This is a genomic window from Streptomyces sp. NBC_00667 (genome assembly GCF_036226825.1).
In the GTDB taxonomy this organism is placed as follows: domain Bacteria; phylum Actinomycetota; class Actinomycetes; order Streptomycetales; family Streptomycetaceae; genus Streptomyces.
The window spans coordinates 4049723-4075946 of record NZ_CP109022.1; the positions used below are offsets into that span (position 1 = coordinate 4049723).

34 protein-coding genes are annotated in these 26224 nt (G+C 67.3%); 29 read left to right on the plus strand and 5 right to left on the minus strand.

Annotated features, from left to right (window positions below; genetic code table 11):
• The first annotated feature begins 26 nt into the window (after positions 1 to 26).
• Together fusA and tuf are read left to right on the plus strand one after the other, a co-directional pair.
• Positions 27 to 2153, plus strand: coding sequence for an elongation factor G (gene fusA, locus OHA81_RS18880; protein ID WP_136213221.1), 2127 nt, complete (start codon positions 27 to 29; stop codon positions 2151 to 2153).
• Between the two features lie 151 nt (positions 2154 to 2304).
• Positions 2305 to 3498 (plus strand): elongation factor Tu, encoded by a 1194-nt coding sequence (gene tuf, locus OHA81_RS18885; RefSeq protein WP_136213222.1) that lies wholly within the window; start codon positions 2305 to 2307, stop codon positions 3496 to 3498.
• Between the two features lie 185 nt (positions 3499 to 3683).
• Here tuf and OHA81_RS18890 read toward each other — a convergent pair whose 3' ends face one another.
• The 5 genes from OHA81_RS18890 to OHA81_RS18910 all read right to left on the minus strand — a co-directional run bounded on the left by OHA81_RS18890 (position 3684) and on the right by OHA81_RS18910 (position 10840).
• Positions 3684 to 4631 (minus strand): hypothetical protein, encoded by a 948-nt coding sequence (locus OHA81_RS18890; RefSeq protein WP_329197485.1) that lies wholly within the window; start codon positions 4629 to 4631, stop codon positions 3684 to 3686.
• Positions 4632 to 4910: 279 nt separating this feature from the next.
• Positions 4911 to 5192, minus strand: coding sequence for a hypothetical protein (locus OHA81_RS18895; RefSeq protein ID WP_329197487.1), 282 nt, complete (start codon positions 5190 to 5192; stop codon positions 4911 to 4913).
• Positions 5193 to 5238: 46 nt separating this feature from the next.
• On the minus strand, positions 5239 to 5673 hold the full coding sequence (locus tag OHA81_RS18900) for a hypothetical protein (protein ID WP_329197489.1): 435 nt from the start codon (positions 5671 to 5673) through the stop codon (positions 5239 to 5241).
• Entirely contained in the window at positions 5670 to 10217 is a 4548-nt protein-coding gene (locus tag OHA81_RS18905; protein ID WP_329197491.1) for a putative T7SS-secreted protein, read from the minus strand. The genes OHA81_RS18900 and OHA81_RS18905 overlap by 4 nt, the downstream gene beginning before the upstream one ends.
• A complete protein-coding gene (locus OHA81_RS18910) occupies positions 10217 to 10840 on the minus strand; it encodes a hypothetical protein (protein WP_329197493.1) in 624 nt (207 codons plus the stop codon). Before OHA81_RS18910 ends, OHA81_RS18905 begins: the two co-directional genes overlap by 1 nt.
• A gap of 152 nt (positions 10841 to 10992) precedes the next feature.
• Here OHA81_RS18910 and OHA81_RS18915 point away from each other — a divergent pair, with 152 nt between their 5' ends.
• The 27 genes from OHA81_RS18915 to rpmJ all read left to right on the plus strand — a co-directional run bounded on the left by OHA81_RS18915 (position 10993) and on the right by rpmJ (position 26027).
• Positions 10993 to 12192: a hypothetical protein gene (locus OHA81_RS18915; RefSeq protein ID WP_329197495.1), complete on the plus strand. Its 1200-nt coding sequence runs from the start codon at positions 10993 to 10995 to the stop codon at positions 12190 to 12192.
• A 460-nt stretch (positions 12193 to 12652) separates the two neighbouring features.
• Positions 12653 to 12961 carry a 30S ribosomal protein S10 gene (gene rpsJ, locus OHA81_RS18920; protein WP_003948644.1) on the plus strand — a complete coding sequence of 103 codons (309 nt, stop codon included), beginning with the start codon at positions 12653 to 12655 and terminating at the stop codon, positions 12959 to 12961.
• A gap of 14 nt (positions 12962 to 12975) precedes the next feature.
• Complete coding sequence (gene rplC / locus OHA81_RS18925) at positions 12976 to 13620, plus strand: 50S ribosomal protein L3 (protein ID WP_007265899.1); 645 nt, start codon at positions 12976 to 12978, stop codon at positions 13618 to 13620.
• Between the two features lie 5 nt (positions 13621 to 13625).
• Complete coding sequence (gene rplD, locus OHA81_RS18930; RefSeq protein ID WP_031152736.1) at positions 13626 to 14276, plus strand: 50S ribosomal protein L4; 651 nt, start codon at positions 13626 to 13628, stop codon at positions 14274 to 14276.
• Positions 14276 to 14599 (plus strand): 50S ribosomal protein L23, encoded by a 324-nt coding sequence (rplW, locus tag OHA81_RS18935; protein WP_037792012.1) that lies wholly within the window; start codon positions 14276 to 14278, stop codon positions 14597 to 14599. The genes rplD and rplW overlap by 1 nt, the downstream gene beginning before the upstream one ends.
• A 40-nt stretch (positions 14600 to 14639) precedes the next feature.
• On the plus strand, positions 14640 to 15476 hold the full coding sequence (rplB, locus tag OHA81_RS18940) for a 50S ribosomal protein L2 (protein WP_136213227.1): 837 nt from the start codon (positions 14640 to 14642) through the stop codon (positions 15474 to 15476).
• 12 nt (positions 15477 to 15488) lie between these two features.
• Positions 15489 to 15770, plus strand: a complete 282-nt coding sequence (rpsS, locus tag OHA81_RS18945) for a 30S ribosomal protein S19 (protein WP_043230274.1) — start codon at positions 15489 to 15491, stop codon at positions 15768 to 15770.
• A gap of 43 nt (positions 15771 to 15813) precedes the next feature.
• Positions 15814 to 16161, plus strand: a complete 348-nt coding sequence (gene rplV, locus OHA81_RS18950; protein ID WP_136213228.1) for a 50S ribosomal protein L22 — start codon at positions 15814 to 15816, stop codon at positions 16159 to 16161.
• Positions 16161 to 17000, plus strand: a complete 840-nt coding sequence (rpsC, locus tag OHA81_RS18955) for a 30S ribosomal protein S3 (RefSeq protein ID WP_007265905.1) — start codon at positions 16161 to 16163, stop codon at positions 16998 to 17000. Before rplV ends, rpsC begins: the two co-directional genes overlap by 1 nt.
• A 5-nt stretch (positions 17001 to 17005) precedes the next feature.
• Complete coding sequence (gene rplP, locus OHA81_RS18960) at positions 17006 to 17425, plus strand: 50S ribosomal protein L16 (protein ID WP_030026326.1); 420 nt, start codon at positions 17006 to 17008, stop codon at positions 17423 to 17425.
• Positions 17425 to 17649 carry a 50S ribosomal protein L29 gene (gene rpmC / locus OHA81_RS18965; RefSeq protein WP_008739703.1) on the plus strand — a complete coding sequence of 75 codons (225 nt, stop codon included), beginning with the start codon at positions 17425 to 17427 and terminating at the stop codon, positions 17647 to 17649. Before rplP ends, rpmC begins: the two co-directional genes overlap by 1 nt.
• The gene (gene rpsQ, locus OHA81_RS18970) at positions 17649 to 17933 is read left to right on the plus strand and encodes a 30S ribosomal protein S17 (protein WP_008739702.1); all 285 of its coding nucleotides are present in this window, start codon (positions 17649 to 17651) and stop codon (positions 17931 to 17933) included. Before rpmC ends, rpsQ begins: the two co-directional genes overlap by 1 nt.
• Before the next feature lie 131 nt (positions 17934 to 18064).
• Entirely contained in the window at positions 18065 to 18433 is a 369-nt protein-coding gene (rplN, locus tag OHA81_RS18975; protein ID WP_003956455.1) for a 50S ribosomal protein L14, read from the plus strand.
• 2 nt (positions 18434 to 18435) lie between these two features.
• Positions 18436 to 18759 (plus strand): 50S ribosomal protein L24, encoded by a 324-nt coding sequence (gene rplX, locus OHA81_RS18980; RefSeq protein WP_136213229.1) that lies wholly within the window; start codon positions 18436 to 18438, stop codon positions 18757 to 18759.
• Positions 18759 to 19310, plus strand: coding sequence for a 50S ribosomal protein L5 (gene rplE, locus OHA81_RS18985; protein ID WP_030298216.1), 552 nt, complete (start codon positions 18759 to 18761; stop codon positions 19308 to 19310). The genes rplX and rplE overlap by 1 nt, the downstream gene beginning before the upstream one ends.
• Positions 19311 to 19315: 5 nt before the next feature.
• Complete coding sequence (locus OHA81_RS18990; RefSeq protein ID WP_003956452.1) at positions 19316 to 19501, plus strand: type Z 30S ribosomal protein S14; 186 nt, start codon at positions 19316 to 19318, stop codon at positions 19499 to 19501.
• Positions 19502 to 19723: 222 nt separating this feature from the next.
• Positions 19724 to 20122, plus strand: a complete 399-nt coding sequence (rpsH, locus tag OHA81_RS18995) for a 30S ribosomal protein S8 (protein WP_007265911.1) — start codon at positions 19724 to 19726, stop codon at positions 20120 to 20122.
• Between the two features lie 20 nt (positions 20123 to 20142).
• Positions 20143 to 20682, plus strand: coding sequence for a 50S ribosomal protein L6 (rplF, locus tag OHA81_RS19000; RefSeq protein ID WP_053682616.1), 540 nt, complete (start codon positions 20143 to 20145; stop codon positions 20680 to 20682).
• A 2-nt stretch (positions 20683 to 20684) separates the two neighbouring features.
• Positions 20685 to 21068, plus strand: coding sequence for a 50S ribosomal protein L18 (rplR, locus tag OHA81_RS19005; protein ID WP_030026334.1), 384 nt, complete (start codon positions 20685 to 20687; stop codon positions 21066 to 21068).
• Between the two features lie 45 nt (positions 21069 to 21113).
• Positions 21114 to 21719, plus strand: coding sequence for a 30S ribosomal protein S5 (gene rpsE / locus OHA81_RS19010; protein ID WP_030298218.1), 606 nt, complete (start codon positions 21114 to 21116; stop codon positions 21717 to 21719).
• On the plus strand, positions 21719 to 21901 hold the full coding sequence (rpmD, locus tag OHA81_RS19015) for a 50S ribosomal protein L30 (RefSeq protein WP_053682614.1): 183 nt from the start codon (positions 21719 to 21721) through the stop codon (positions 21899 to 21901). Before rpsE ends, rpmD begins: the two co-directional genes overlap by 1 nt.
• A 2-nt stretch (positions 21902 to 21903) precedes the next feature.
• A complete protein-coding gene (gene rplO, locus OHA81_RS19020) occupies positions 21904 to 22359 on the plus strand; it encodes a 50S ribosomal protein L15 (RefSeq protein WP_030154704.1) in 456 nt (151 codons plus the stop codon).
• A gap of 186 nt (positions 22360 to 22545) precedes the next feature.
• The gene (secY, locus tag OHA81_RS19025) at positions 22546 to 23859 is read left to right on the plus strand and encodes a preprotein translocase subunit SecY (protein ID WP_190183002.1); all 1314 of its coding nucleotides are present in this window, start codon (positions 22546 to 22548) and stop codon (positions 23857 to 23859) included.
• Positions 23859 to 24506, plus strand: coding sequence for an adenylate kinase (locus OHA81_RS19030; protein ID WP_329197509.1), 648 nt, complete (start codon positions 23859 to 23861; stop codon positions 24504 to 24506). The genes secY and OHA81_RS19030 overlap by 1 nt, the downstream gene beginning before the upstream one ends.
• Before the next feature lie 91 nt (positions 24507 to 24597).
• Positions 24598 to 25434 (plus strand): type I methionyl aminopeptidase, encoded by an 837-nt coding sequence (gene map / locus OHA81_RS19035; protein WP_190183004.1) that lies wholly within the window; start codon positions 24598 to 24600, stop codon positions 25432 to 25434.
• Between the two features lie 184 nt (positions 25435 to 25618).
• The gene (gene infA / locus OHA81_RS19040; RefSeq protein WP_003956442.1) at positions 25619 to 25840 is read left to right on the plus strand and encodes a translation initiation factor IF-1; all 222 of its coding nucleotides are present in this window, start codon (positions 25619 to 25621) and stop codon (positions 25838 to 25840) included.
• A 73-nt stretch (positions 25841 to 25913) separates the two neighbouring features.
• On the plus strand, positions 25914 to 26027 hold the full coding sequence (rpmJ, locus tag OHA81_RS19045) for a 50S ribosomal protein L36 (RefSeq protein WP_003956441.1): 114 nt from the start codon (positions 25914 to 25916) through the stop codon (positions 26025 to 26027).
• Positions 26028 to 26224: the final 197 nt, after the last annotated feature.

Consider the following 26224-nt stretch of genomic DNA (forward strand, 5'->3'; position numbering starts at 1 on the left):
CGAGACCGAGAGAAGACCGAAGCCTTATGGCTACCACTTCGCTTGACCTGGCCAAGGTCCGCAACATCGGGATCATGGCCCACATCGACGCGGGCAAGACGACCACCACCGAGCGCATCCTGTTCTACACCGGTGTGTCGTACAAGATCGGTGAGGTCCACGACGGCGCTGCCACGATGGACTGGATGGAGCAGGAGCAGGAGCGTGGTATCACCATCACGTCTGCCGCGACGACCTGCCACTGGCCTCTTGACGAGGTCGACCACACCATCAACATCATCGACACCCCGGGTCACGTCGACTTCACCGTAGAGGTCGAGCGTTCGCTCCGCGTCCTCGACGGTGCCGTCACCGTCTTCGACGGTGTCGCCGGTGTGGAGCCGCAGTCCGAGACGGTCTGGCGTCAGGCCGACCGTTACGGCGTGCCGCGCATCTGCTTCGTCAACAAGCTGGACCGTACCGGCGCCGAGTTCCACCGCTGCGTGGACATGATCGTGGACCGCCTCGGCGCGACCCCGATCGTCATGCAGCTGCCCATCGGCTCCGAGATGGACTTCCAGGGCGTCGTCGACCTGGTCCGCATGAAGGCTCTTGTGTGGTCCGCCGAGGCCTCCAAGGGCGAGATGTACGACGTCGTCGACATCCCCGCCTCGCACACCGAGGCCGCCGAGGAATGGCGCGCCAAGCTGGTCGAGACGGTCGCCGAGAACGACGAGCAGATGATGGAACTGTTCCTGGAGGGCACCGAGCCCACCGAGGAGCAGCTCTACGCCGCCGTCCGTCGTATCACCATCGCGTCCGGCAAGGGCGGCGACACCACCGTCACCCCCGTGTTCTGCGGCACCGCGTTCAAGAACAAGGGCGTCCAGCCCCTGCTCGACGCCGTCGTGCGCTACCTTCCCTCCCCCCTGGACGTCGAGGCCATCGAAGGCCACGACGTCAAGGACGCGGAGGTCGTCGTCAAGCGCAAGCCGGCCGACTCCGAGCCGCTGTCGGCCCTCGCGTTCAAGATCGCGAGCGACCCGCACCTCGGCAAGCTCACCTTCGTCCGGATCTACTCCGGTCGCCTGGAGGCCGGCACCGCGGTGCTGAACTCCGTCAAGGGCAAGAAGGAGCGCATCGGCAAGATCTACCGCATGCACGCGAACAAGCGTGAGGAGATCGAGTCGGTGGGCGCCGGTGACATCGTCGCCGTCATGGGCCTCAAGCAGACCACCACCGGTGAGACGCTGTGCGACGAGAAGGCCCCGGTCATCCTGGAGTCCATGGACTTCCCGGCCCCGGTCATCCAGGTCGCCATCGAGCCCAAGTCCAAGGGTGACCAGGAGAAGCTGGGTGTTGCCATCCAGCGTCTCGCGGAGGAGGACCCCTCCTTCCAGGTTCACTCGGACGAGGAGACCGGCCAGACCATCATCGGTGGTATGGGCGAGCTTCACCTCGACATCCTCGTCGACCGCATGCGTCGCGAGTTCAAGGTCGAGGCGAACGTCGGCAAGCCGCAGGTGGCCTACCGCGAGACGATCCGCAAGTCCGTCGAGCGTCACGACTACACCCACAAGAAGCAGACCGGTGGTACCGGTCAGTTCGCCAAGGTGCAGATCGCGATCGAGCCCATCGAGGGCGGCGAGGCGGCTTACGAGTTCGTCAACAAGGTCACCGGTGGACGCATCCCGCGTGAGTACATCCCGTCGGTGGACGCCGGTGCCCAGGAAGCCATGAAGTTCGGCATCCTCGCCGGCTACGAGATGACTGGCGTCCGCGTCATTCTTCTCGACGGTGGTTACCACGAGGTCGACTCCTCCGAACTCGCGTTCAAGATCGCCGGTTCGCAGGCCTTCAAGGAGGCCGCGCGCAAGGCTTCTCCCGTGCTCCTTGAGCCGATGATGGCCGTTGAGGTCACCACGCCCGAGGACTACATGGGTGAGGTCATCGGCGACATCAACTCTCGTCGTGGCCAGATCCAGGCCATGGACGAGCGTCACGGTGCTCGCATCGTGAAGGGCCTCGTGCCGCTTTCGGAGATGTTCGGCTACGTCGGAGACCTCCGCAGCAAGACCTCGGGTCGCGCCAGCTACTCGATGCAGTTCGACTCCTACGCCGAGGTTCCCCGGAACGTCGCTGAGGAGATCATCGCGAAGGCCAAGGGCGAGTAACTCTTCGGAGCTCACGCTTTAGGCTTGTCACCGGTACCTCTGGGGCAACAGGAGCATCCGCTCTTGTTGCCCGGAGGGACTGGCATCCCAGCAAAGATCACCTGGCGCCGATCTGTCAGGCGTACCAGAACCACTCTCCAGGAGGACCCCCGTGGCGAAGGCGAAGTTCGAGCGGACTAAGCCGCACGTCAACATCGGCACCATCGGTCACATTGACCACGGTAAGACGACCCTCACGGCCGCCATTACCAAGGTGCTGCACGACGCGTACCCGGACCTGAACGAGGCCTCGGCCTTCGACCAGATCGACAAGGCTCCTGAGGAGCGCCAGCGCGGTATCACCATCTCCATCGCGCACGTCGAGTACCAGACCGAGGCGCGTCACTACGCCCACGTCGACTGCCCGGGTCACGCGGACTACATCAAGAACATGATCACCGGTGCCGCGCAGATGGACGGTGCCATCCTCGTGGTCGCCGCCACCGACGGCCCGATGCCGCAGACCAAGGAGCACGTGCTCCTGGCCCGCCAGGTCGGCGTCCCCTACATCGTCGTCGCCCTGAACAAGGCCGACATGGTGGACGACGAGGAGATCCTGGAGCTCGTCGAGCTCGAGGTCCGTGAGCTGCTCTCCGAGTACGACTTCCCGGGCGACGACCTGCCGGTCGTCCAGGTCTCCGCGCTCAAGGCGCTCGAGGGCGACAAGGAGTGGGGCGAGAAGCTCCTCGGCCTCATGAAGGCCGTGGACGAGTCGATCCCGACCCCGCCGCGCGACACCGACAAGCCCTTCCTGATGCCGGTCGAGGACGTCTTCACGATCACCGGTCGCGGTACGGTCGTCACCGGCCGTATCGAGCGTGGTGTCCTGAAGGTCAACGAGACCGTCGACATCATCGGTATCAAGGAAGAGAAGACCACCACCACGGTCACCGGTATCGAGATGTTCCGCAAGCTCCTCGACGAGGGCCAGGCCGGTGAGAACGTCGGTCTGCTCCTCCGTGGCATCAAGCGCGAGGACGTCGAGCGCGGTCAGGTCATCATCAAGCCCGGTTCGGTCACGCCGCACACCGAGTTCGAGGCCGCCGCGTACATCCTGTCGAAGGACGAGGGTGGCCGTCACACCCCGTTCTTCAACAACTACCGCCCGCAGTTCTACTTCCGTACCACGGACGTGACGGGCGTTGTGACCCTGCCTGAGGGCACCGAGATGGTCATGCCCGGTGACAACACCGACATGACGGTCTCCCTCATCCAGCCGGTCGCGATGGAAGAGGGCCTGAAGTTCGCCATCCGTGAGGGTGGTCGTACGGTGGGCGCCGGCCAGGTCACCAAGATCACGAAGTAATTCGTGCTCTGACCTGGTAGCTCGCGCGAGCGGGCACCACGTTTGACAGAGGGGCCCTTCCCCCACCGCTCCGGCGGTGGGGGAAGGGCCCTTCGTCGTATCCGCGGGGCGTTGCCGGCTGCTGTGCGGGGACGTCCCGGCCGGGTGCGTATGCGGCGCCTACCCCGGTGGCTATGCCCCGGTGCCTATGCGGGGCGCGTCACGGTCCTCATGCGGCGCCCGCCTCCGCCCGCCTCCGCCCGGCACTCCCCGCACAGGCCCGGCTCCCGGGACCGGAAGGCGAGGCCGCAGGTCTCGTCCTCGCAGGTCTGGAAGGGGTCCGGCGGTACGTGGGCGGCCGGGCGGGGTACGTCTGCCAGGGCCGGCGGCAGCTGGGCGGTGAGCCGGTACGCCACCAGTCCGGCCGGATTGCGGGGCTGCGGCGGCAGGTTGGCCGTGAGGGCGGCGGTGATGCTGCCGGGGCGGGCGCAGCGCTCCAGCCAGGCCTCGACGGCGGGGGCGAGGCGCTCGATGTCCTGCCGGCCGAGCAGGAGACGGGAGTCGAGGCGGCGCAGGTCCGTCAGGACGGTGACGGCCGCCTCGTGCCGCCAGGGGTTGTCGGGGTTCAGGGGCCGGGGGAGGGACCCGCCGGGAGCGCGCGGGGTGGCGGGCGGCTGAGGGGCGCGGGCCTCCGGCGCGGCGGCGGCCGGGGTGGTCGCGGGCGGGGCCTGGGCGGCGGGCGCCGGGCCGGGATGCGGGTCCGGGCCGGGGTGCGGGTCGCTGTCCACGCACCCGGGGCGGTTGTAGGACACGGTCCGGGTGATCACCTGCCCGCCGGGCAGCCGCACGCGGGTCCGCTCCAGGTATCCGTAAGCCTCCAGCTCGCGCAGCGCACGGGCGATCCGGTGCTCGCTCTCGGGGAAGCGGCCGGCGAGGTCCTTGATGCCGATGCGTGAGCCGGCGGGCAGGGACTGGATGTGGAGCGCCAGACCGATCGCTACGAGGGACATCTCCGCGTGCTGCGCGAGGTGGTTGCCGACCACGGTGAAGCGGCGGGTGTGCCGGACGTTGACGTGGATGACACCTGATCGGGGGGCATCGCCGCGATTGCGCCCGGAGGCGAGCACGACGGGGTTAGGCTTCTGGGTATCCATCGGGAAGCTGTTCTCTTCCTGCTTGGCCAGGCCCCCGCCGGGATTGCGAGTCCCGTCGGGGGCCGACGTATGTCTGGAGTTGTCGCGCCGAGCATATGCCCGACAACCCCCGGGGAAGCCAGCCGAGTTGTCCCGATTCACCCATCCGAGCGAAGCGCCCCCGACGGGAGGCTGGTGGGGTCTGGCGAGGTTCTTTCGCTTCCCGAGTACTCACCCCTACCTCTCACCCCGCCACCCCCCGGCCCACCGCATCGCGGCCCCCGCGTTGCGGTGGGTCTCCTAATCCCGGGCGCTGACCAGGGTTTCCCCAGCTTCGATTCCGGCGGCCCCAGGCCCGATGAAGGTCACCCTTGCCGTATAGGCCTGGTCCAAGATGGGAACGGATCGTCCGTACCGAAGGATCTCGGTGATGCGAATCTCGATGGCGGGGGAAACGCTTGATCGAAAGATCATGCCTACGCTCGCCTCCCCGCCGATGTTCCTGACCGCGCAGACGGCTTCTGTCGCGGAAGCGCTCTCGACCGACGCCACGTGTAGCCGGACGTCGTTACGTTCATCCACGCTTATAAGCCTCTCTGAGGAATTGCTTGATCTGTTCGGGGCGACTCTATGGCGCCACCAGGATCCTGAAGCCCTCAAGGGCGGCCCGATAGTCGTCTGCCACGCCGTCGGAGGGCAGGGAGCCGAGATGCGTGCGTGCCAGTTCCTCCGCCGCTGCAAGAACGGTCCCCGCGAATTCGTCGGGTGCGAGGATCGAGACGGGACCGGACGGGCCGGTGGTGCGGATGCCCTTCTTGCTCCTGGCGAATGTCAGCCGGAACGAGGAGTCCACGCCCGTGAACAAGGCACTCCTTGTTCGGCCTCGCAGCAAGTCGTGCAGGCAGTCCAGGAGTTGGGTCACCGAGGCGTAGATCATCATCCCTTGATCGGGCGACTGCCCCGCCGACCGCGCTTCCCCCAGCTCGCCGACCCAGACCATGTCCCCGAGATCGAACCCACTGGACTCGCCCTGACCCGGTCGAACGGCAAATTCCACGATCACGGGACGTAGCTCTTTCCGACGGGGAAGAAGGTGATGATCCGGTTCCCGTCGTGTGAGTCCACGAGCAGGCGATAGCGGGCGGGCATGCCGTTGACAGTCATACGTTTCTCAAATACCTGCATTCGGCGGCTTGGGTCAGACACGCGATTGCCTTTCTCGATCATCTTCGCCGCGGCCTCGCCCACTTGCTCCCTGGTCGTGGAGGGAGGCATCAAATCTCCGTGGCCTGATGGGTGATTGCCCGTAATGTGGCGCTCATCTATATGCTGCCAGCCCTCTTTGGCATTCCCGTCTTCCAGCCTCGGTTTGGCTCGGCAGAGAGCCAGACCGAGGGGGTCCACCCATTCCAGCGGGTTGGGTCCGTACCAGCATGGATTCGGGCCACCGGAGAGGCCCAGGGGGTCCGGGGTGAGGTAGCGGGCCGTTTCGGGGTCGTAGGTGCGGAAGACGTTGTGGTGGAGGCCCGACTCGGGGTCGAAGTACTGGCCCGGGAAGCGGAGCGGGGTGTAGGCCGTCGCGTCGCGGTTCCAGGTGGTGGTGCCCCAGAGGGTGGCGCGGGTGCGCCACGCCGTGGTGCCGTCCTCGGTGAGGAGCTCGGTCGGGGTGCCGATGAGGTCGGTGACGATGGCGAAGAAGCGGTCGTCCACCGTGTCGTCGTCGATGTGCTCGGACTGGGTGAGCGGGTGCAGGCCCTGATGGGTCCAGGTGAGGGTGACCGGGCCGGTGGACTGTTCGCACAGGGTGGCGCCGTCCCAGGTGAAGGTGGTTTCCTCCACGACCGCGCCGGCCGGCGACAGGCGTTGCTTCGCCGTGCGGCGGCCCAGCGGGTCGTACGTGTACCGCCAGCGGGTGCCGTCCGGAGTGGTGACCGCCGACAGCTGGTCCTCGGCGTTCCACTCGTACCGCCAGGTCTCCGGCTTGCGGGAGAGCCGGGTCTTGCGGCGCACGGTCACCCGGCCGAGTGCGTCGTGCTCGTAGCGGACCGCCCCCGCGCGGGTGATGCGGGTGCCCGTGTACGAGCGGCCGCCCTGCGCGTCGGCGCCCGGGTGGCGGTCCGGCCAGGTGGCGTGGGTCTGGTTGCCCGCCTCGTCGTAGGTGTACCGCTCCGACCACGATCCGGCGTCCACCGCCGTCACGCGGGCGGCCGCGTCGAGGGTGAACGTCCGCGGGCCGGTCAGGGAGTCGTCGATCCCGGTGAGGTAGCCGTCCGCACGGTAGCTGTAGCCCCGGCGCCGGAGGGTACGGCCGTCCCGGCCGACCACCGTCCGGGAGGAGAGCCGGCCCAGGGGGTCGTACTCGTGGGTGAGGGCGAGGCCGGGGCCCAGGGTGCGGGTGAGTTCCTGTCCTGCCGCATCGCGCTCGAAGGTGATCGTGCGACCGGCCGTCGTCAGTGCGGTGCGGTGCCCCGCCGCGTCGTACGTCCAGTGGGACTGCGCCCCGCTGGGCGTGGTGCGGGTCGTCCGACGGCCCAGGGCGTCGTAGGCGTAGGTGAGCGTGCGGCCGTCGACCGTTTCCGCCAGGACCCGTCCCGTCCCGTCGCGGAGCCAGGTGACCGAGGACTCCGGCGAGATCAGTGAGGCCAAGCGGTCGGAGCCGTCGTAGCCGTAAACCGTCGAGCCCGACGCCGTCGTCTTGCGGGTGAACTGTCCGAGCTCGTTGCGGGTGTAGGTGGTGCGGGCGCCCAGTGTGTCGGTGCGGGCGGTGAGGGCGCCGGCCGCGTCGTACTCGTAGGTGAGGCTGCGACCGTCGAAGTCCGATTCCGAGGTCGGCAGGCCCGTGGGGGAGTACGTGTAACTCCACCTCATACCCTGCGGGTTGGTGACCTGCGTCAGGCGCAGTTCGGTGTCGTGGTCGAACGTGTGGCGTGCGCCGTCGGGACCGGTGCGGGCGGTCAGGAGGTCGAAATCGCCGTACTCGTTGACGGTCACCCCGCCCGCGGCGTCGGTGTGCGTCAGGCAGTTGCCCTCCCCGTCGTACGTCCACGATTCCGACGTGCCGTCCGGGTGCACGCGTCGCAGCAGCCGGCCCTCGGTGCTCCAGGTGTGGCGGGTCGTACGGCCCAGGGGATCCGTGACGGTCACCGGGCGGCCGAAGGCGTCGCGGGTGTAGGTGGTGGTGGCGCCGAGGGGGTCCGTGGCCGAGACGAGGAGTCCGGCCCGGTCCAAGACGAAGGCACTCGTGTGGCCGAGGGCGTCCGTCACCGAGGACAGGTGACCGCGCGCGTCGTAGGCGAAGTGGGTGGTGGCACCCGTGGGATCGGTCGTCGAGGTGCGGTTGCCCCGTTCGTCGTACGTGTGGGTCGTCGTCGCGCCGTCCGCCGACACGAGCGTCACCGGCAGGCCCGAGGCGTCGTACCGCGCCCGCGAGACCTTGCCGTCCGGGCGGGTCACGGAGGTGAGGCGGCCGGCCTCGTCGTACTCCAGGCGGACGGTGCGGCCGAGCGGGTCCGTACGGGACAGCAGCCGGTCGTACCGGTCGTACTCGCAGTGCGTCGTCAGCCCCGCCGCGTCGAGCTCCGCGACGACCTGGGCGCGTTCGTTGATCACGTACCGCTTGCGGTGGCCCAGGGAGTCCGTGAGCGTCGTGACGCCGTCCTCGTAGGCGAACCTGATGTTGAGGTGGCCGTTCGTACCGGACTGGGCGATGCAGCGGTGCCGCTCGTCGTAGACGTAGTCGAAGCGCCGGTCGTTGGTGTCGGTCCAGGAGGTGATCCGGCCCAGTGCGTCGTACCCGAAGCGCAGGGGCCGGCCCGAGGAGTTGGTGACCTCGGTGAGGTGGCCGTCCGTGTAGCCGTAGCGCAGGCCTTCGGTGCCGTCCGCCAGGGACAGGCCGGTTATTCGGCCACCCGAAGAGGTCAGGCGCAGCTCGTAGCCGCCGCTGTGGGAGATCGACAGCGGGGCGCCGGTCGTGTCGTCGTACGTGTACACGATCCAGGCGCCGTTGCGGTCGTCCAGCTGGGTGAGGACGCCGTCCTCCGCGAAATGGCGTACGTGGCCCGACTCGGGGTCGGTGACCGTGTAGCCGCCGTCCGGGTCGAGCGTCAGCGGCCATCGCCGGCCGTGGGAGGGGAGGACGGGTGGGCCGGCCTGCTCCGGGTGCGGGTAGGCCAGCAGGCTTCCGTCCTCGCAGACGAGGATCACGCCCTCGGCGTCGGTCTCCAGCCGCTGGTCGACCGTCGATGCCCAGGTGGGGCCGAACCAGCGGCCCGAGCGGTACGAGGACTCGAAGGTCCGGGTGAAGACGAGCGGGAACGAGCCCGGCAGGACGAGGTCGGTCTGCGGGAGCAGCATCCGGCCCGTCGCCACGTCGACCGGGTCCCCCTCGCACGGGACGTCCTTCTTCTCGCGGGCGCCGGGCCCCTCGTTCCCGTGGAGCGCCTCACGGGTCGAGGGCGTGTGTGCGGACGCCGGCCGCTGCGGCAGCTTGGGCGGCTTGGGCAGTTCGCCGTTGGCCAGCCGGCTCAGGAAGGAGGTCCTGCGCAGCGGACCGGTGACGGCGCTCGTCCCCTTCGCCCCGGCGACCTCGGCATAGATCTTGCCGATCCCCTCGTCGGGGTCCTTCATGAACTGCACGTACATCAGGGAACCGGCCCCGACGGGATCGTTGGCCATCGTCAGCATGCCGACGCCCAGGCCGCTGAGCCGCATCTTGTATTCGGTCGGATGCATGCGGTTGTACGGATCCAGGGGGTCGACCGCACGGAAGAAGTCGACCGTGGCCGCCAGCCCCTTGATGAACCCGCCGCCCTGGTGTTCCAGCCCGAGTCCGCGAATGGCCCCCTCGTAGACCAGTTGCTCGGCCACGGACGGCAGGGGCGGGGCGGCGTCCCGTGCCTTCGTCAGCGCCTGGACCGCCGTCCGGGCCGCCTCGTCGCGCTGGTGGCGCGCCTCGGCCAGCTTCTCCCGGGCCGCCTTGATGCCGTCGGCCCCCGGGTCGGTGAAGCCCATCGGACGGGCCGGCAACGGCTCCTGCTTGCTGCGGAGCGCCGCGTTGTACGTGTCGACCCACTTGTCGTAGGCCTCACGGGCCGCCTGCGACGTCTTCACGGCGGTCGTGTACTCGTCCAGGGCTTCCCGGGCGCGGCCCTGGGCCCACTCCACCGTGTCCGCGAACCGGTTCAGGGCCCCTGCCGCCGTCTCGAAGGCGTCCGCTGCCTTGAACCACTTCGGCGGCTGCTTCTGGGCGAGCACCCGGAAGCCTTCGGCGGCCGCACCTTTGATGCCGTCCTCGTCCAGGCCCTTGAGGCCCTCGCCGGTCTTGTCGAAGGCCGCCTGGAAGTCGGCCAAGTGGGAGGCGGTCGCGCGGAGTTTGGACGGGCTGCCGTGGACCAGCTTCTTCGGGTCGTCGGTGTGGCCCAGCTCGGCCTCTGCGACCTCCGCGCCGAGACGGTTCGCGACCTTGTCCGTGCCGTCCCGCACGACATCGGCGGCCTCGTGGAGTCCTACTTCGTCGAGCCCGGCCCCCGCCTTGTCGCCCACCCATTCGACGCCCTCGCCGACGGCCTTTTTACCGGCGTCCAGCCACCCCTGCAGGTCGTGCCCCATCAGCGTTCACCCTGCTGCGGGGCGTCGTGCTCCGCCTGGTGCGCCCGTTCCCGGACGAGGGCGAGGGCCGAGGGGTCCAGCTGGCCGAGATCGGCCGCTCCGTCCAGCAGGCGGGCGCTGTTGCCCTTCGTCACCGCGTCCCGCTTGGCCTGTTCCCATTGCTGCCCGAACTCGTCGCGCGCCTTCTGGGCCTCTTCCGGGGTCTCGTGGCGGAACGGTGCCTTGATCTCGTCCCAGGAGGTCCTCTCGGCCGTGTCCTCGTCGGCGTGCGGATTGCCGATCACGGAGTTGGCCGCGACCTTGAACGTGCCCCTGCGGTACTGGTCCTCCTCCCAGATCATCCCCGCCGAGATGTTCAGCGCGGCGGTCAGGCCGCTGACCTCCTCGACCAGGGCGCGCACTCCCCAGTCCCAGCGCGTGCAGAGGTCGTGGAAGACGGCGGTGACGTCCGGGTGGCCGGCCTCCATGCCGGTCAGCGTGAGCTTTTCGAGCCCGGCTCCCACCGTCGCGCCGGCGTCCGGCGCGAACTCGCGCAGTTCGGCGATCGCCCCGCGCAGGCCGGCCGTGATGTTTTTGACGGCGACCGGGTCCATCTCCAGGTCTTTGCCGTTGTCGGCGTTCAAGATCCACCCCCATGGTTCGGGCAAGGGTATGCGGCGCCCCGGACAGGGGGGTGCCAGGTGGTGCGGATTTGGTCAGGGGGTGGAAAACGGCTGGTCCGGGGGGTGTGAGAGGCTCCGCAGCGCATGGTGTGGACATCTCAAGGGGGGGCGTTGTGGGGAACAACGACGACGCGCGCAGAACCGGCGTTTCCGACGAGGAGTGGGCGCGGTTCGTGCGGGACGCCGAGGCCGGGGTGGGGGAGGCCCCGAAGGAGCCGTCGGCGCGGGCGAGGATGGTGACCGAGCGGCTGCGCCGCCAGGACGAGGAGCGGGCCGCGCGGGAGCGGGGCTGGAAGGGGCGCAAGGCCCGCAAGGCCCGGCAGGCAGCCGAGCCCGCCGGATGGCGGACCGGGCCGGCCTGGCAGGAGAGGGAAGGCCGCGGGAAGGGCAAGCGGCGGCTCAAGGCGACCGCGGCCATCGTGTTCATCGCGGCGCTCGCGCTGATCGCCGTACGGCCGGAGCTGGTGATCGACCGGCTCACCGGCAAGGCGGAGGCCAGGAAGGACGCCCGGAACGCCGCGCCGCTGCCCGGCGAGACCGCGCGTCCGACGGCCGCGCCCGCCCAGCAGTACCCGGACCAACCGACCCTCCAGGACCCCTTCCGGGGCTCGCCGGCGCTCCAGTGGGCCGATGGCGCCGCCGGGATCGAGCTGCCCGAGGCCAAGGCCGTGGGCGGGCTGTCCAAGGAGCAGGTGGCCGACGCGGTCGCGAAGACCGGCCGGCTGCTGGCGGCTGCCAATCTGGAGCCCGCCACCCTGCGCGGCGAGCGCCCGCAGGCGGCGCTGGACCTGCTGGACCCGCTCCAGGACGACGGCCGCGGGCTGATGGAGAAGGCTCTGGTCCGGCCGTCCAAGGACGCCGACCCGTTGTGGCTGTTCAGCCGTTTCGATCCGGCGCACGCGCGGGTGCACGGCGACGTGGTCAAGACGCGCGGGCGCATGTGGTTCGACAGCACCCGCTCCGGTGAGGTGCTGGTGCACTCCGACTACACCTTCGTCTACCCGCTGGTGCAGGCGCGGACCGGTGCGGACGAGGTGGCGCGCACCATCGTGCGGCGGGAGCTCACCGTGGCCCTGGCGGACCCCGAACGGATAGCGGCGACTCCCGGCAAGCTGCAGATCGTCAGCTGGTCCGAGTCGGCGGGCAACGACGACTGCTCCCGCGACGGCGAGGGCTATCTCCACCCGATGTTCGCGGCCGACCGGCAGACCCGGCCGTCATCGGGAGCGACGGGACCGCTCACCGATCCCTACGACCGCAGCAAGGACGTGGCGGCGCTGCCGAAGGAGTGCGGGACGGTCTCCCGCTCCTGACCCGGGCCCCGCAGTGGCTCCCCGTCGCGGGGCAGGTTTGACGTGTCCGCGCGGCGGGGTATTGTTCTGCGCCCGATTGGCGCAGTACGTGTCTCGTGTGGCAGACTACTCAAGTTGCTCGGTTGAGTGCCGATGCTGCGCGCCTCCCGCCGGGAGGACCGGAAGCGAGTCCCACAGTACTCGTCGCCTCTATCTGTCCCTCGGGGCAGCAATGGGGGCGGACGTACGGGAATCTTTCGGGAAGTGTCAGCACGGGGCCCACCAGGCACCCGGTGGGTGTTTCTCCCCCGAACCGCGGTCTCGGTACCGCACCCCCTTGGACGAGGGAATTTCCGTATGGGAATTTTCTTGGAGGGAGTGCGACACGCCCGACCGCGTGGGTCGGAGAGAAGCGGTGGAGGTATCCACAGCCGCCCGGGAGCCAGAGCGTTTCCACAACAGACAGGACTACGGAGTAGCCATGGCGGGACAGAAGATCCGCATCCGGCTCAAGGCCTACGACCACGAGGTCATCGACTCCTCGGCGAAGAAGATCGTCGAGACGGTGACGCGCACTGGTGCGTCGGTCGCGGGCCCGGTGCCGCTGCCCACTGAGAAGAACGTGTACTGCGTCATCAAGTCGCCGCACAAGTACAAGGACTCGCGCGAGCACTTCGAGATGCGCACGCACAAGCGCCTGATCGACATCCTCGACCCGACTCCCAAGACCGTTGACTCGCTGATGCGCCTGGACCTTCCGGCCGGCGTTGACATCGAGATCAAGCTCTGAGAGGCGTCGAGAAGATGGCAAAGCAGATCAAGGGCGTCCTGGGCGAGAAGCTCGGCATGACCCAGGTCTGGGACGAGAACAACCGTGTCGTCCCGGTGACCGTGGTCAAGGCCGGACCCTGCGTCGTTACCCAGGTCCGTACGAACGACATCGACGGCTACGAGTCGGTCCAGATCGCCTTCGGCGAGATCGACCCGCGCAAGGTGAACAAGCCCCTCAAGGGCCACTTCGCCAAGGCCGACGTGACCCCCCGCCGCCACCTGGTGGAGCTCCGCACCTCCGACGCCAGCGAGTACACGCTCGGCCAGGAGATCACTGCTGAGGTGTTCGAGTCCGGCGTCAAGGTCGACGTCACGGGCAACAGCAAGGGCAAGGGCTTCGCCGGTGTCATGAAGCGGCACAACTTCCGGGGCCTCGGCGCCGGTCACGGTGTGCAGCGCAAGCACCGCTCCCCCGGTTCGATCGGTGGCTGCGCCACCCCTGGGCGTGTCTTCAAGGGCATGCGCATGGCTGGTCGTATGGGCAACGAGCGCGTCACCACCCAGAACCTGACCATCCACGCGGTAGACGCGGAGAAGGGTCTGCTCCTCATCAAGGGCGCAGTCCCCGGTCCGAACGGCGGCCTCGTCCTGGTCCGTACCGCGGCCAAGGGGGCTTGAGGTTAATGAGCACCATTGACATCCTTTCGCCGGCAGGCGACAAGGCCGGTACCGTCGAGCTCCCCGCGGAGATCTTCGACGCGAAGACCAGCGTTCCGCTGATCCACCAGGTCGTCGTCGCACAGCTGGCCGCTGCCCGTCAGGGCACGCACAAGACCAAGACCCGTGGCGAAGTCCGTGGTGGTGGCCGCAAGCCGTACCGCCAGAAGGGCACCGGCCGCGCGCGTCAGGGTTCCACCCGCGCTCCGCAGTTCGCCGGCGGTGGCGTCGTCCACGGCCCGCAGCCGCGTGACTACTCGCAGCGGACCCCGAAGAAGATGAAGGTCGCCGCCCTCCGCGGTGCCCTCTCGGACCGCGCGCGTCACTCCCGCATCCACGTCGTCACCGGCGTGGTCGAGGGTGCCGCCTCCACGAAGGCCGCCAAGACGCTGTTCGGCAAGATCTCGGAGCGCAAGAACCTGCTCCTGGTCGTCGAGCGCGCCGACGAGGCCGCGTGGCTGTCCGCCCGCAACCTGCCCCAGGTTCACATCCTGGAGCCGGGCCAGCTGAACACGTACGACGTGATCGTCTCTGACGACGTGGTCTTCACCCAGGCCGCGCTGGAGTCCTTCGTGTCTGGCCCCAAGGCCGACGAGACCGAAGGGAGCGACGCCTGATGTCTGAGGCGACCGTTACCAGCAAGACCTTCACTGACCCGCGCGACCTGCTGATCAAGCCGGTTGTCTCGGAGAAGAGCTACGCGCTGCTGGACGAGAACAAGTACACGTTCATCGTCGCGCCTGGCGCCAACAAGACCCAGATCAAGCAGGCCGTCGAGGCGGTCTTCTCGGTCAAGGTCACCGGGGTCAACACGATCAACCGTCAGGGTAAGCGCAAGCGCACCAAGACCGGTTTCGGCAAGCGCGCCAACACCAAGCGCGCCATCGTGACCCTCGCTGAGGGCGACCGAATCGACATCTTCGGCGGCCAGGCCTCCTAACGGAGTCCTGAGTCGTCCGGAATCGGACGAGGACTGAGAAATGGGTATCCGCAAGTACAAGCCGACGACCCCGGGCCGTCGTGGCTCCAGCGTCGCCGACTTTGTCGAGATCACGCGGTCCACGCCGGAGAAGTCGCTGGTTCGCCCGCTGCACAGCAAGGGCGGCCGTAACAACACCGGTCGGATCACCGTTCGCCACCAGGGTGGTGGACACAAGCGCGCCTACCGCGTGATCGACTTCCGTCGTCACGACAAGGACGGCGTGCCGGCCAAGGTCGCGCACATCGAGTACGACCCCAACCGCACCGCGCGCATCGCGCTGCTGCACTACGCCGACGGCGAGAAGCGCTACATCATCGCGCCGCGCGGTCTGCAGCAGGGTGACCGGATTGAGAACGGCCCGACGGCCGACATCAAGCCCGGCAACAACCTGGCGCTGCGCAACATCCCGGTTGGTACGACCATCCACGCGATCGAGCTGCGTCCCGGCGGCGGTGCGAAGTTCGCCCGCTCCGCGGGTGCGTCCGTGCAGCTGCTGGCGAAGGAGGGCACCATGGCCCACCTCCGCATGCCGTCCGGCGAGATCCGTCTCGTCGACGCGCGCTGCCGCGCCACGGTCGGCGAGGTCGGCAACGCCGAGCAGTCGAACATCAACTGGGGCAAGGCCGGCCGCATGCGCTGGAAGGGCGTTCGCCCGTCCGTCCGCGGTGTCGCGATGAACCCGGTTGACCACCCGCACGGTGGTGGTGAGGGCAAGACCAGCGGTGGTCGCCACCCGGTCTCCCCGTGGGGTCAGAAGGAGGGTCGTACTCGCTCGCCGAAGAAGGCTTCGAGCAAGTACATCGTCCGCCGCCGCAAGACGAACAAGAAGCGCTAGGAGCGGGTTTAGATGCCGCGCAGTCTCAAGAAGGGACCCTTCGTCGACGGACACCTCATCAAGAAGGTGGACGCTCAGAACGAAGCTGGTACCAAGAACGTCATCAAGACCTGGTCCCGTCGCTCGATGATCATCCCGGCCATGCTGGGTCACACCATCGCGGTGCACAACGGCAAGACCCACGTCCCGGTGTTCGTCACCGAGTCGATGGTCGGCCACAAGCTCGGCGAGTTCTCGCCGACTCGCACCTTCCGCGGCCACGTCAAGGACGACCGGAAGTCGAAGCGCCGCTAAAGGCGGGGTGGTAACGACTATGACTTACACCGAAGGGACAACCATGGAAGCCAGGGCCCAGGCGCGGTACATCCGCGTCACGCCCATGAAGGCCCGCCGCGTGGTGGACCTTATCCGTGGCATGGATGCCACGGAGGCTCAGGCGGTCCTGCGTTTCGCCCCGCAGGCCGCGAGCGTGCCGGTCGGCAAGGTGCTGGACAGCGCCATTGCCAACGCCGCACACAACTACAACCACCCGGACGCTTCTTCGCTGTTCATCAGCGAGGCGTTCGTGGACGAGGGTCCGACCCTGAAGCGGTTCCGTCCGCGTGCCCAGGGCCGTGCCTACCGGATCCGCAAGCGGACCAGCCACATCACCGTGGTCGTCAGCAGCAAGGAAGGTTCCCGGTAATGGGCCAGAAGGTAAACCCGCACGGGTTCCGGCTCGGCATCACCACCGACTTCAAGTCGCGTTGGTACGCCGACAAGCTGTACAAGGACTACGTCAAGGAAGACGTCGCCATCCGTCGGATGATGACGTCCGGCATGGAGCGCGCCGGCATCTCGAAGGTTGAGATCGAGCGCACCCGTGACCGCGTGCGTGTGGACATCCACACCGCTCGTCCGGGCATCGTCATCGGCCGCCGTGGCGCCGAGGCCGACCGCATCCGCGGTGACCTCGAGAAGCTCACGGGCAAGCAGGTCCAGCTGAACATCCTCGAGGTCAAGAACCCCGAGCTCGATGCCCAGCTGGTCGCCCAGGCCGTTGCCGAGCAGCTCTCCTCCCGCGTCTCCTTCCGTCGTGCCATGCGCAAGAGCATGCAGGGCACGATGAAGGCCGGCGCCAAGGGCATCAAGATCCAGTGTGGCGGTCGTCTCGGCGGCGCCGAGATGTCCCGCTCCGAGTTCTACCGCGAGGGTCGTGTGCCGCTGCACACGCTGCGCGCGAACGTGGACTACGGCTTCTTCGAGGCCAAGACCACCTTCGGCCGTATCGGTGTGAAGGTCTGGATCTACAAGGGCGACGTCAAGAACATCGCCGAGGTTCGCGCCGAGAACGCTGCGGCCCGTGCGGGTAACCGCCCGGCCCGTGGTGCCGGCGCTGGCGACCGTCCCGCCGGCCGTGGTGGCCGTGGTGGCGAGCGCGGCGGCCGTGGTGGCCGCAAGCCGCAGCAGGCTGCTGGTGCCGAGGCCCCCAAGGCCGACGCTCCCGCCGCCGCTCCGGCCGAGAGCACCGGAACGGAGGCCTGACCGACATGCTGATCCCTCGTAGGGTCAAGCACCGCAAGCAGCACCACCCGAAGCGCCGCGGTATGGCCAAGGGCGGTACTGAGGTCTCGTTCGGCGAGTACGGCATCCAGGCGCTGACCCCGGCGTACGTGACGAACCGCCAGATCGAGGCGGCTCGTATCGCGATGACCCGCCACATCAAGCGTGGCGGCAAGGTCTGGATCAACATCTACCCGGACCGTCCGCTGACGAAGAAGCCCGCCGAGACCCGCATGGGTTCCGGTAAGGGTTCTCCCGAGTGGTGGATCGCGAACGTGCACCCGGGCCGGGTCATGTTCGAGCTGTCCTACCCGAACGAGAAGATTGCTCGTGAGGCGCTCACCCGCGCTGCTCACAAGCTTCCGATGAAGTGCCGGATTGTTCGGCGCGAGGCAGGTGAGTCGTGATGGCGACGGGAACCAAGGCGTCCGAGCTGCGTGAGCTCGGCAACGAGGAGCTCGTTGGCAAGCTGCGCGAGGCCAAGGAAGAGCTGTTCAAGCTGCGCTTCCAGGCGGCCACGGGTCAGCTGGAGAACAACGGCCGGCTCAAGTCCGTCCGTAAGGACATCGCTCGCATCTACACCCTGATGCACGAGCGTGAGCTCGGTATCGAGACGGTGGAGAGCGCCTGATGAGCGAGAAGAACGTGACTGAGACCACTGAGCAGCGCGGTTTCCGCAAGACCCGCGAGGGTCTGGTCGTCAGCGACAAGATGGACAAGACCGTCGTCGTCGCCGTCGAGGACCGCGTCAAGCACGCCCTGTACGGCAAGGTCATCCGCCGTACGAACAAGCTCAAGGCTCACGACGAGCAGAACGCTGCCGGTGTCGGCGACCGCGTCCTCATCATGGAGACGCGTCCGCTGTCGGCGAGCAAGCGCTGGCGCATCGTCGAGATCCTCGAGAAGGCCAAGTAAGGAACCTCGCGCGAGCGAGTTCCGCCAGACATAGCCTGGGGGGTTTCCCTCAGGTCAGTTCCGCCAGGCTCGGCGAGGGGCTCCGGTAACGGACCCCCCGCCGGGAACCGGCAGACAATCAGGAGATAGACGTGATCCAGCAGGAGTCGCGACTGCGTGTCGCCGACAACACTGGTGCCAAGGAAATCCTTTGCATCCGTGTTCTCGGTGGCTCCGGTCGCCGCTACGCGGGCATCGGTGACGTCATTGTCGCCACCGTCAAGGACGCGATCCCCGGTGGCAACGTGAAGAAGGGTGACGTCGTCAAGGCGGTCATCGTTCGCACCGTCAAGGAGCGCCGCCGCCAGGACGGCTCGTACATCCGCTTCGACGAGAACGCCGCTGTCATTCTCAAGAACGACGGCGACCCTCGCGGCACCCGTATCTTCGGCCCCGTGGGCCGTGAGCTGCGCGAGAAGAAGTTCATGAAGATCATCTCGCTCGCGCCGGAGGTGCTGTAAGCATGAAGATCAAGAAGGGCGACCTGGTTCAGGTCATCACCGGTAAGGACAAGGGCAAGCAGGGCAAGGTCATCGCGGCCATGCCCAGCGAGAACCGTGTCCTCGTCGAGGGTGTCAACCGGGTCAAGAAGCACACCAAGGCCGGTCAGACCGCTGGTGGTTCGCAGACCGGTGGCATCGTGATCACCGAGGCGCCGGTCCACGTCAGCAACGTTCAGCTGGTCGTGGAAAAGGACGGCCAGAAGGTCGTCACCCGCGTCGGCTACCGCTTCGACGACGAGGGCAACAAGATCCGCGTTGCCAAGCGGACGGGTGAGGACATCTGATGGCTACCACTCCGCGTCTCAAGACGAAGTACCGCGAGGACATCGCGGGCAAGCTGCGTGAGGAGTTCTCCTACGAGAACGTCATGCAGATCCCCGGCCTCGTGAAGATCGTGGTCAACATGGGTGTGGGCGACGCCGCCCGCGACTCCAAGCTGATCGACGGCGCCATCCGCGACCTGACGACGATCACCGGTCAGAAGCCGGCCGTCACGAAGGCCCGCAAGTCCATCGCGCAGTTCAAGCTGCGTGAGGGTCAGCCGATCGGCTGCCACGTCACCCTCCGTGGTGACCGCATGTGGGAGTTCCTGGACCGTACGCTGTCGCTCGCGCTGCCGCGTATCCGTGACTTCCGTGGTCTGTCGCCGAAGCAGTTCGACGGCCGTGGCAACTACACCTTCGGTCTCACGGAGCAGGTCATGTTCCACGAGATCGACCAGGACAAGATCGACCGTACCCGGGGTATGGACATCACCGTGGTCACCACGGCGACCAACGACGACGAGGGCCGTGCCCTCCTTCGTCACCTCGGCTTCCCCTTCAAGGAGGCGTAAGCGAGATGGCGAAGAAGGCTCTCATCGCGAAGGCTGCCCGCAAGCCCAAGTTCGGTGTGCGTGCGTACACCCGCTGCCAGCGCTGCGGTCGTCCCCACTCCGTGTACCGCAAGTTCGGCCTGTGCCGCGTGTGCCTTCGTGAGATGGCTCACCGTGGCGAGCTGCCGGGCGTGACCAAGAGCTCCTGGTAGTTCCCTCCGTCCGCAAGGACTTGGGAAGTTCCAGGCACTCTCGGTAAGCATCTGGTCGGCGGATGCCCGGCCGCGCATGCCTTAGGGTTGTGTGGTTGGGCGTCCGCCGCCCATAACGACTTACTACGCCGTAGGTCCCCGCACCGCACCCGTCCCGCCACTGAGTGGGGAGAGGGATGGCGCATACAGGAAACCCCGGCGAGAGAGGCCGAAGGCCACTTCATGACCATGACTGACCCGATCGCAGACATGCTGACCCGTCTGCGTAACGCTAACTCGGCGTACCACGACACCGTCGTGATGCCGCACAGCAAGATCAAGTCGCACATCGCAGAGATCCTCAAGCAGGAGGGTTTCATCACCGGCTGGAAGGTCGAGGACGCCGAGGTCGGCAAGAACCTCGTCCTCGAGCTGAAGTTCGGGCCGAACCGTGAGCGCTCCATCGCGGGCATCAAGCGGATCTCGAAGCCCGGTCTGCGCGTGTACGCGAAGTCCACCAACCTGCCCAAGGTGCTCGGCGGCCTGGGCGTGGCGATCATCTCCACGTCCCACGGTCTCCTCACCGGCCAGCAGGCAGGCAAGAAGGGCGTAGGTGGGGAAGTCCTCGCCTACGTCTGGTAGTCGGGAACGGAGGAAAAGCAATGTCGCGAATCGGCAAGCTCCCCATCCAGGTTCCCGCCGGTGTGGACGTCACCATCGATGGCCGCACGGTCGCGGTGAAGGGCCCCAAGGGTTCCCTCTCGCACACCGTCGCTGCGCCCATCGCCGTCGCCAAGGGTGAGGACGGCGTTCTGAACGTCATCCGCCCGAACGACGAGCGTCAGAACAAGGCCCTGCACGGCCTGTCCCGCACGCTGGTGGCGAACATGATCACCGGTGTGACCACGGGGTACGTCAAGGCTCTCGAAATCAGCGGTGTCGGTTACCGCGTCGCCGCGAAGGGCTCCGACCTGGAGTTCCAGCTTGGCTACAGCCACCCGATCCTGATCGAGGCGCCCGAGGGCATCTCCTTCAAGGTCGAGTCGCCCACCAAGTTCACGGTCGAGGGCATCGACAAGCAGAAGGTCGGCGAGGTCGCCGCCAACATCCGCAAGCTGCGGAAGCCCGACCCGTACAAGGCCAAGGGTGTCAAGTACGCCGGCGAAGTCATCCGCCGCAAGGTCGGAAAGGCTGGTAAGTAGCCATGGCATACGGTGTGAAGATCGCCAAGGGCGACGCGTACAAGCGCGCTGCCAAGGCTCGCCGCCACATCCGCATCCGCAAGAACGTCTCGGGTACGGCGGAGCGTCCGCGCCTCGTCGTGACGCGTTCCAACCGCAACATCGTTGCTCAGGTCATCGACGACCTCCAGGGTCACACCCTGGCGTCCGCGTCGACCCTGGACGCTTCGATCCGCGGTGGCGAAGGCGACAAGAGCGCCCAGGCCCAGGCTGTCGGCGCGCTCGTCGCCGAGCGTGCCAAGGCCGCGGGTGTCGAGACCGTCGTGTTCGACCGCGGTGGCAACCGATACGCCGGGCGCATTGCCGCTCTGGCTGACGCCGCCCGCGAAGCCGGGCTGAAGTTCTAAGCCCCGGTTCCGGGACTCACGGACGTAACAGAGAGAGGTAATCCAATGGCTGGACCCCAGCGCCGCGGAAGCGGTGCCGGTGGCGGCGAGCGGCGGGACCGGAAGGGTCGCGACGGTGGCCCTGCCGCCGAGAAGACCGCTTACGTTGAGCGCGTTGTCGCGATCAACCGCGTCGCCAAGGTTGTCAAGGGTGGTCGCCGCTTCAGCTTCACCGCGCTGGTCGTGGTGGGCGACGGTGACGGCACTGTAGGTGTCGGTTACGGCAAGGCCAAGGAAGTTCCCGCGGCCATCGCCAAGGGTGTCGAGGAAGCCAAGAAGAACTTCTTCAAGGTTCCGCGCATCCAGGGCACCATCCCTCACCCGATCACGGGCGAGCGCGCTGCGGGCGTCGTGCTGCTGAAGCCGGCTTCCCCCGGTACCGGTGTTATCGCCGGTGGCCCGGTGCGCGCCGTTCTGGAGTGCGCCGGCGTTCACGACATCCTGTCGAAGTCGCTCGGCTCTTCCAACGCGATCAACATCGTGCACGCGACCGTGGCGGCCCTCAAGGGCCTGCAGCGTCCCGAGGAGATCGCGGCTCGCCGTGGTCTGCCCCTCGAGGACGTCGCCCCCGCGGCCCTGCTTCGTGCGCGTGCCGGGGCGGGTGCTGCGTAATGGCTCGCCTCAAGATCACGCAGACGAAGTCGTACATCGGCAGCAAGCAGAACCACCGCGACACTCTGCGTTCGCTCGGGCTCAAGCGCCTGAACGACGTGGTCGTCAAGGAGGACCGCCCCGAGTTCCGCGGAATGGTGCAGACCGTCCGCCACCTCGTGACGGTTGAGGAGGTTGACTAATCATGGCTGAGAACAGCCCGCTGAAGGCCCACAACCTCCGTCCCGCCCCCGGCGCCAAGACCGCGAAGACCCGTGTCGGTCGTGGTGAGGCGTCGAAGGGTAAGACGGCCGGTCGTGGTACGAAGGGCCAGAAGGCCCGTTACCAGATCCCGCAGCGCTTCGAGGGTGGGCAGATGCCCCTCCACATGCGCCTGCCGAAGCTCAAGGGCTTCAAGAACCCGTTCCGCACCGAGTTCCAGGTCGTCAACCTGGACAAGCTCGGCGCTCTCTACCCCGAGGGTGGAGAGGTCACGGTGGCCGACCTGGTCGCCAAGGGCGCGGTGCGCAAGAACAGCCTCGTCAAGGTCCTGGGCCAGGGCGAGATCTCCGTGGCGCTGACGGTTTCGGTTGACGCCGTTTCCGCCTCCGCCAAGGAGAAGATCGCCGCTGCCGGCGGCACCGTCACCGAGCTCGTCTAAGACGAACCCACGTGACAAATAGCTGAAACCCGACCGGGGATGCCTCACATATGGGGCATCCCCGGTTGGTCGTTCCACGGGGGGCGCAGTCGCCGGTAAGGTGGCCTGCACCTTTGCTTGTACGTATTCACCGATCCCTCAGACCGTCACCTCTGACGCAGTAGCGCGGGGGTCGCAGGAGGCACCGTGCTCACCGCGTTCGCCCGGGCGTTCAAGACGCCCGACCTGCGCAAGAAGCTGCTCTTCACGCTCGCCATCATCGTGCTGTTCCGCCTCGGGTCCCACATCCCGGTCCCCGGCGTGAACTACAAGAACGTTCAGTTCTGTGTGGACCAGGCAGGGACCGGCAACAGCCTGTTCGGCCTCGTCAACATGTTCAGCGGTGGCGCACTGCTGCAGATCACGATCTTCGCGCTCGGAATCATGCCGTACATCACGGCGAGCATCATCCTGCAGCTGCTGACCGTGGTCATCCCGAAGCTGGAGAACCTCAAGAAAGAGGGCCAGTCCGGCACGGCGAAGATCACCCAGTACACGCGTTACCTGACGGTCGCGCTCGCGATCCTCCAGGGCACGGGTCTGGTGGCCACCGCCAAGACGGGCGCGCTCTTCGGGTCCTGCCAGCTCCGTACCGAGATCGTCTCGGACCGCTCGATCTTCACCATGATCACGATGGTGCTCACCATGACCGCCGGCACCTGTGTCGTCATGTGGCTCGGTGAGCTGATCACCGACCGCGGCATCGGCAACGGCATGTCGATCCTGATGTTCATCTCGATCGCGGCCGGCTTCATCGGCGCCATGTGGCAGATCAAGCTCCAGGGCAAGATCGCTGATGGATGGGTCGAGTTCGGCGTGGTGATCCTCGTCGGTCTGGCCATGGTGGCCCTGGTCGTCTTCGTCGAACAGGCGCAGCGCAGGATCCCGGTCCAGTACGCGAAGCGCATGATCGGGCGCCGCGCGTACGGCGGCACCTCGACCTACATCCCGCTCAAGGTGAACCAGGCCGGTGTCATCCCGGTCATCTTCGCCTCGTCGCTGCTGTACATCCCGGCACTGGTCGTGCAGTTCAGCGGCTCGACGGCGGGCTGGGCGACCTGGATCCAGAAGCACTTCGTCAAGGGCGACCACCCGTACTACATCGCCGCCTACTTCCTCCTGATCGTGTTCTTCGCCTTCTTCTACGTGGCGATCTCGTTCAACCCCGAGGAAGTTGCAGACAACATGAAGAAGTATGGTGGGTTCATCCCGGGCATCCGCGCCGGCCGGCCTACCGCCGAGTACCTGAGCTACGTACTCAACCGGATCACCTGGCCGGGGTCGCTGTACCTGGGTCTGATCGCTCTCGTGCCGACAATGGCGTTGGCGGGCTTCGGAGCGAACCAGAACTTCCCGTTCGGCGGGACGAGCATCCTCATCATCGTGGGTGTGGGTCTGGAAACCGTGAAGCAGATCGAGAGCCAGCTCCAGCAGCGTAATTACGAAGGGTTCCTCCGCTGATGCGTATCGTCCTCGTCGGGCCCCCCGGCGCCGGCAAGGGAACACAGGCCGCGTTCCTCGCCAAGAACCTGTCGATCCCGCACATCTCCACGGGTGACCTGTTCCGCGCCAACATCAGCCAGGGCACCGAGCTCGGCAAGAGCGCGAAGTCGTACATGGACGCGGGTGAGCTCGTCCCGGACTCGGTCACCATCGGCATGGCCAAGGACCGGATGGAGCAGCCCGACGCCGCGAACGGCTTCCTGCTCGACGGCTTCCCGCGCAACCTCTCGCAGGCCGAGGCGCTCGACGAGATCCTCAAGGCCGCCGGGCTCGGCCTGGACGCCGTCCTCGACCTGGAGGTCGAGGAGGACGAGGTCGTCAAGCGCATCGCGGGCCGCCGGACCTGCCGCAAGGACTCTGCGCACGTCTTCCACGTGACGTACGCGCCGCCGAAGGCGGACGGCGTCTGCGACCAGTGCGGCGGCGAGCTGTACCAGCGCGGGGACGACTCCGAGGCCACGGTCCGCAACCGGCTGTCGGTCTACCACGCGGAGACCGAGCCGATCATCGACTACTACAAGGCCCAGGGCCTCGTGTCGACCATCCCCGCCCTCGGTGAGGTCGCGGACGTCACGCGACGCGCGATGGACGCCTTGAAGAAGTAGTCCCCCGTCGTGCAGGTACGGCCGCGGTGTCCCAGGGGCACCGCGGCCGTACTGTTGAGAAGTCCGATTTCAGAAGGTGGAAGGCCGTTCCATGGTGCAGCTCAAGACGCCCGAGCAGATCGCGAAGATGCGCGAGGCGGGGCTGGTCGTCGCCGCGATCCACGCGGCGACCCGTGAGGCGGCCGTGCCCGGCGCCACGACCCGGGACCTGGACATGGTGGCCCGCAAGGTCATCGCGGACGCCGGCGCGAAGTCGAACTTCCTCGGTTACGGCGGTTTCCCCGCGACGATCTGCACGTCGGTGAACGAGGTCGTCGTCCACGGCATCCCGGACGACAAGACGGTCCTCAAGGACGGCGACATCATCTCGATCGACGCCGGCGCGATCGTGGACGGCTGGCACGGCGACGCGGCGTACACGGCCTTCGTGGGCACCGGTCACGCTCCGGAGCTCATCCAGCTGTCGCGGGTGACCGAGGAGTCGATGTGGGCGGGCATCGCCGCGATGAAGCTCGGCAACCGCCTGGTGGACATCTCGAAGGCGATCGAGGGCTACATCCGCCGCCAGCCGCGTCCGGCCACCGGCAAGTACGGGATCATCGAGGACTACGGCGGCCACGGCATCGGCTCCGAGATGCACATGGACCCGCACCTGCTGAACTACGTCTCGCGCAAGCGGGGCAAGGGCATCAAGCTCGTCCCGGGCGTCTGCCTGGCGATCGAGCCGATGGTCTCGCTGGGCACCGCCCACACGGAGGTCCTGGCGGACGACTGGACGGTCATCACCACGGACGGGACCTGGTCCTCCCACTGGGAGCACTCGATCGCCCTGACCGAAGAGGGCCCGATCGTCCTGACCAGCCCGGACTGCGGCAAGGCGAAGCTGGCGGAGTACGGCATCACGACGGCGCCGGACCCGCTGGGCTAGCAGCGCCGTGCGGGCGGCACGGGGAAGAGGTGCCGCCCGGTTAATGATCTACCCTGTGGGGCAAACTTTCCGGATTCGTCTTTCTGGGGGCCCTGCCGTAGACTGACTCGTCGGCTCCTTTGCATCCGCATGTCCTCATGCGAAGCATGGAGCTGATCAAGGTAGCCGATTCGAAGGGCGAAGCGTGGCCAAGAAGCAAGGTGCCATCGAGATCGAGGGCACCGTGATCGAGTCCCTCCCGAACGCGATGTTCAAGGTGGAACTGCAGAACGGTCACAAGGTCCTCGCGCACATCAGCGGCAAGATGCGGATGCACTACATCCGTATCCTTCCCGATGACCGGGTCGTGGTGGAGCTGTCTCCGTACGACCTGACGCGTGGCCGGATCGTCTACCGATACAAGTAGATCTTGTCCTCACTCCCGACCGGACGTCTGGTCCGGCGCGGGTGGTGGCACTGACCCGGAGAACCTCACCCACATGAAGGTCAAGCCGAGCGTCAAGAAGATCTGCGACAAGTGCAAGGTGATCCGCCGTCACGGTCGGGTCATGGTCATCTGCGACAACCTGCGCCACAAGCAGCGCCAGGGCTGACGCACGCCGACCGACCTGCCTTCCGCAGTTCTTCGCGCGACGTAAGAAAACGTACATACGCAGAACCCGCCCAGCCCTGTACGGGGCCGGCGGCACCTCCGGCGGGGGCCGGGGACCCGGACGTACCACCACCCATCAGGAGTGGTCGGCGGTCGGGAACGGTTCTGCGGAAGACCCCCGAACACACAGGAGCCATT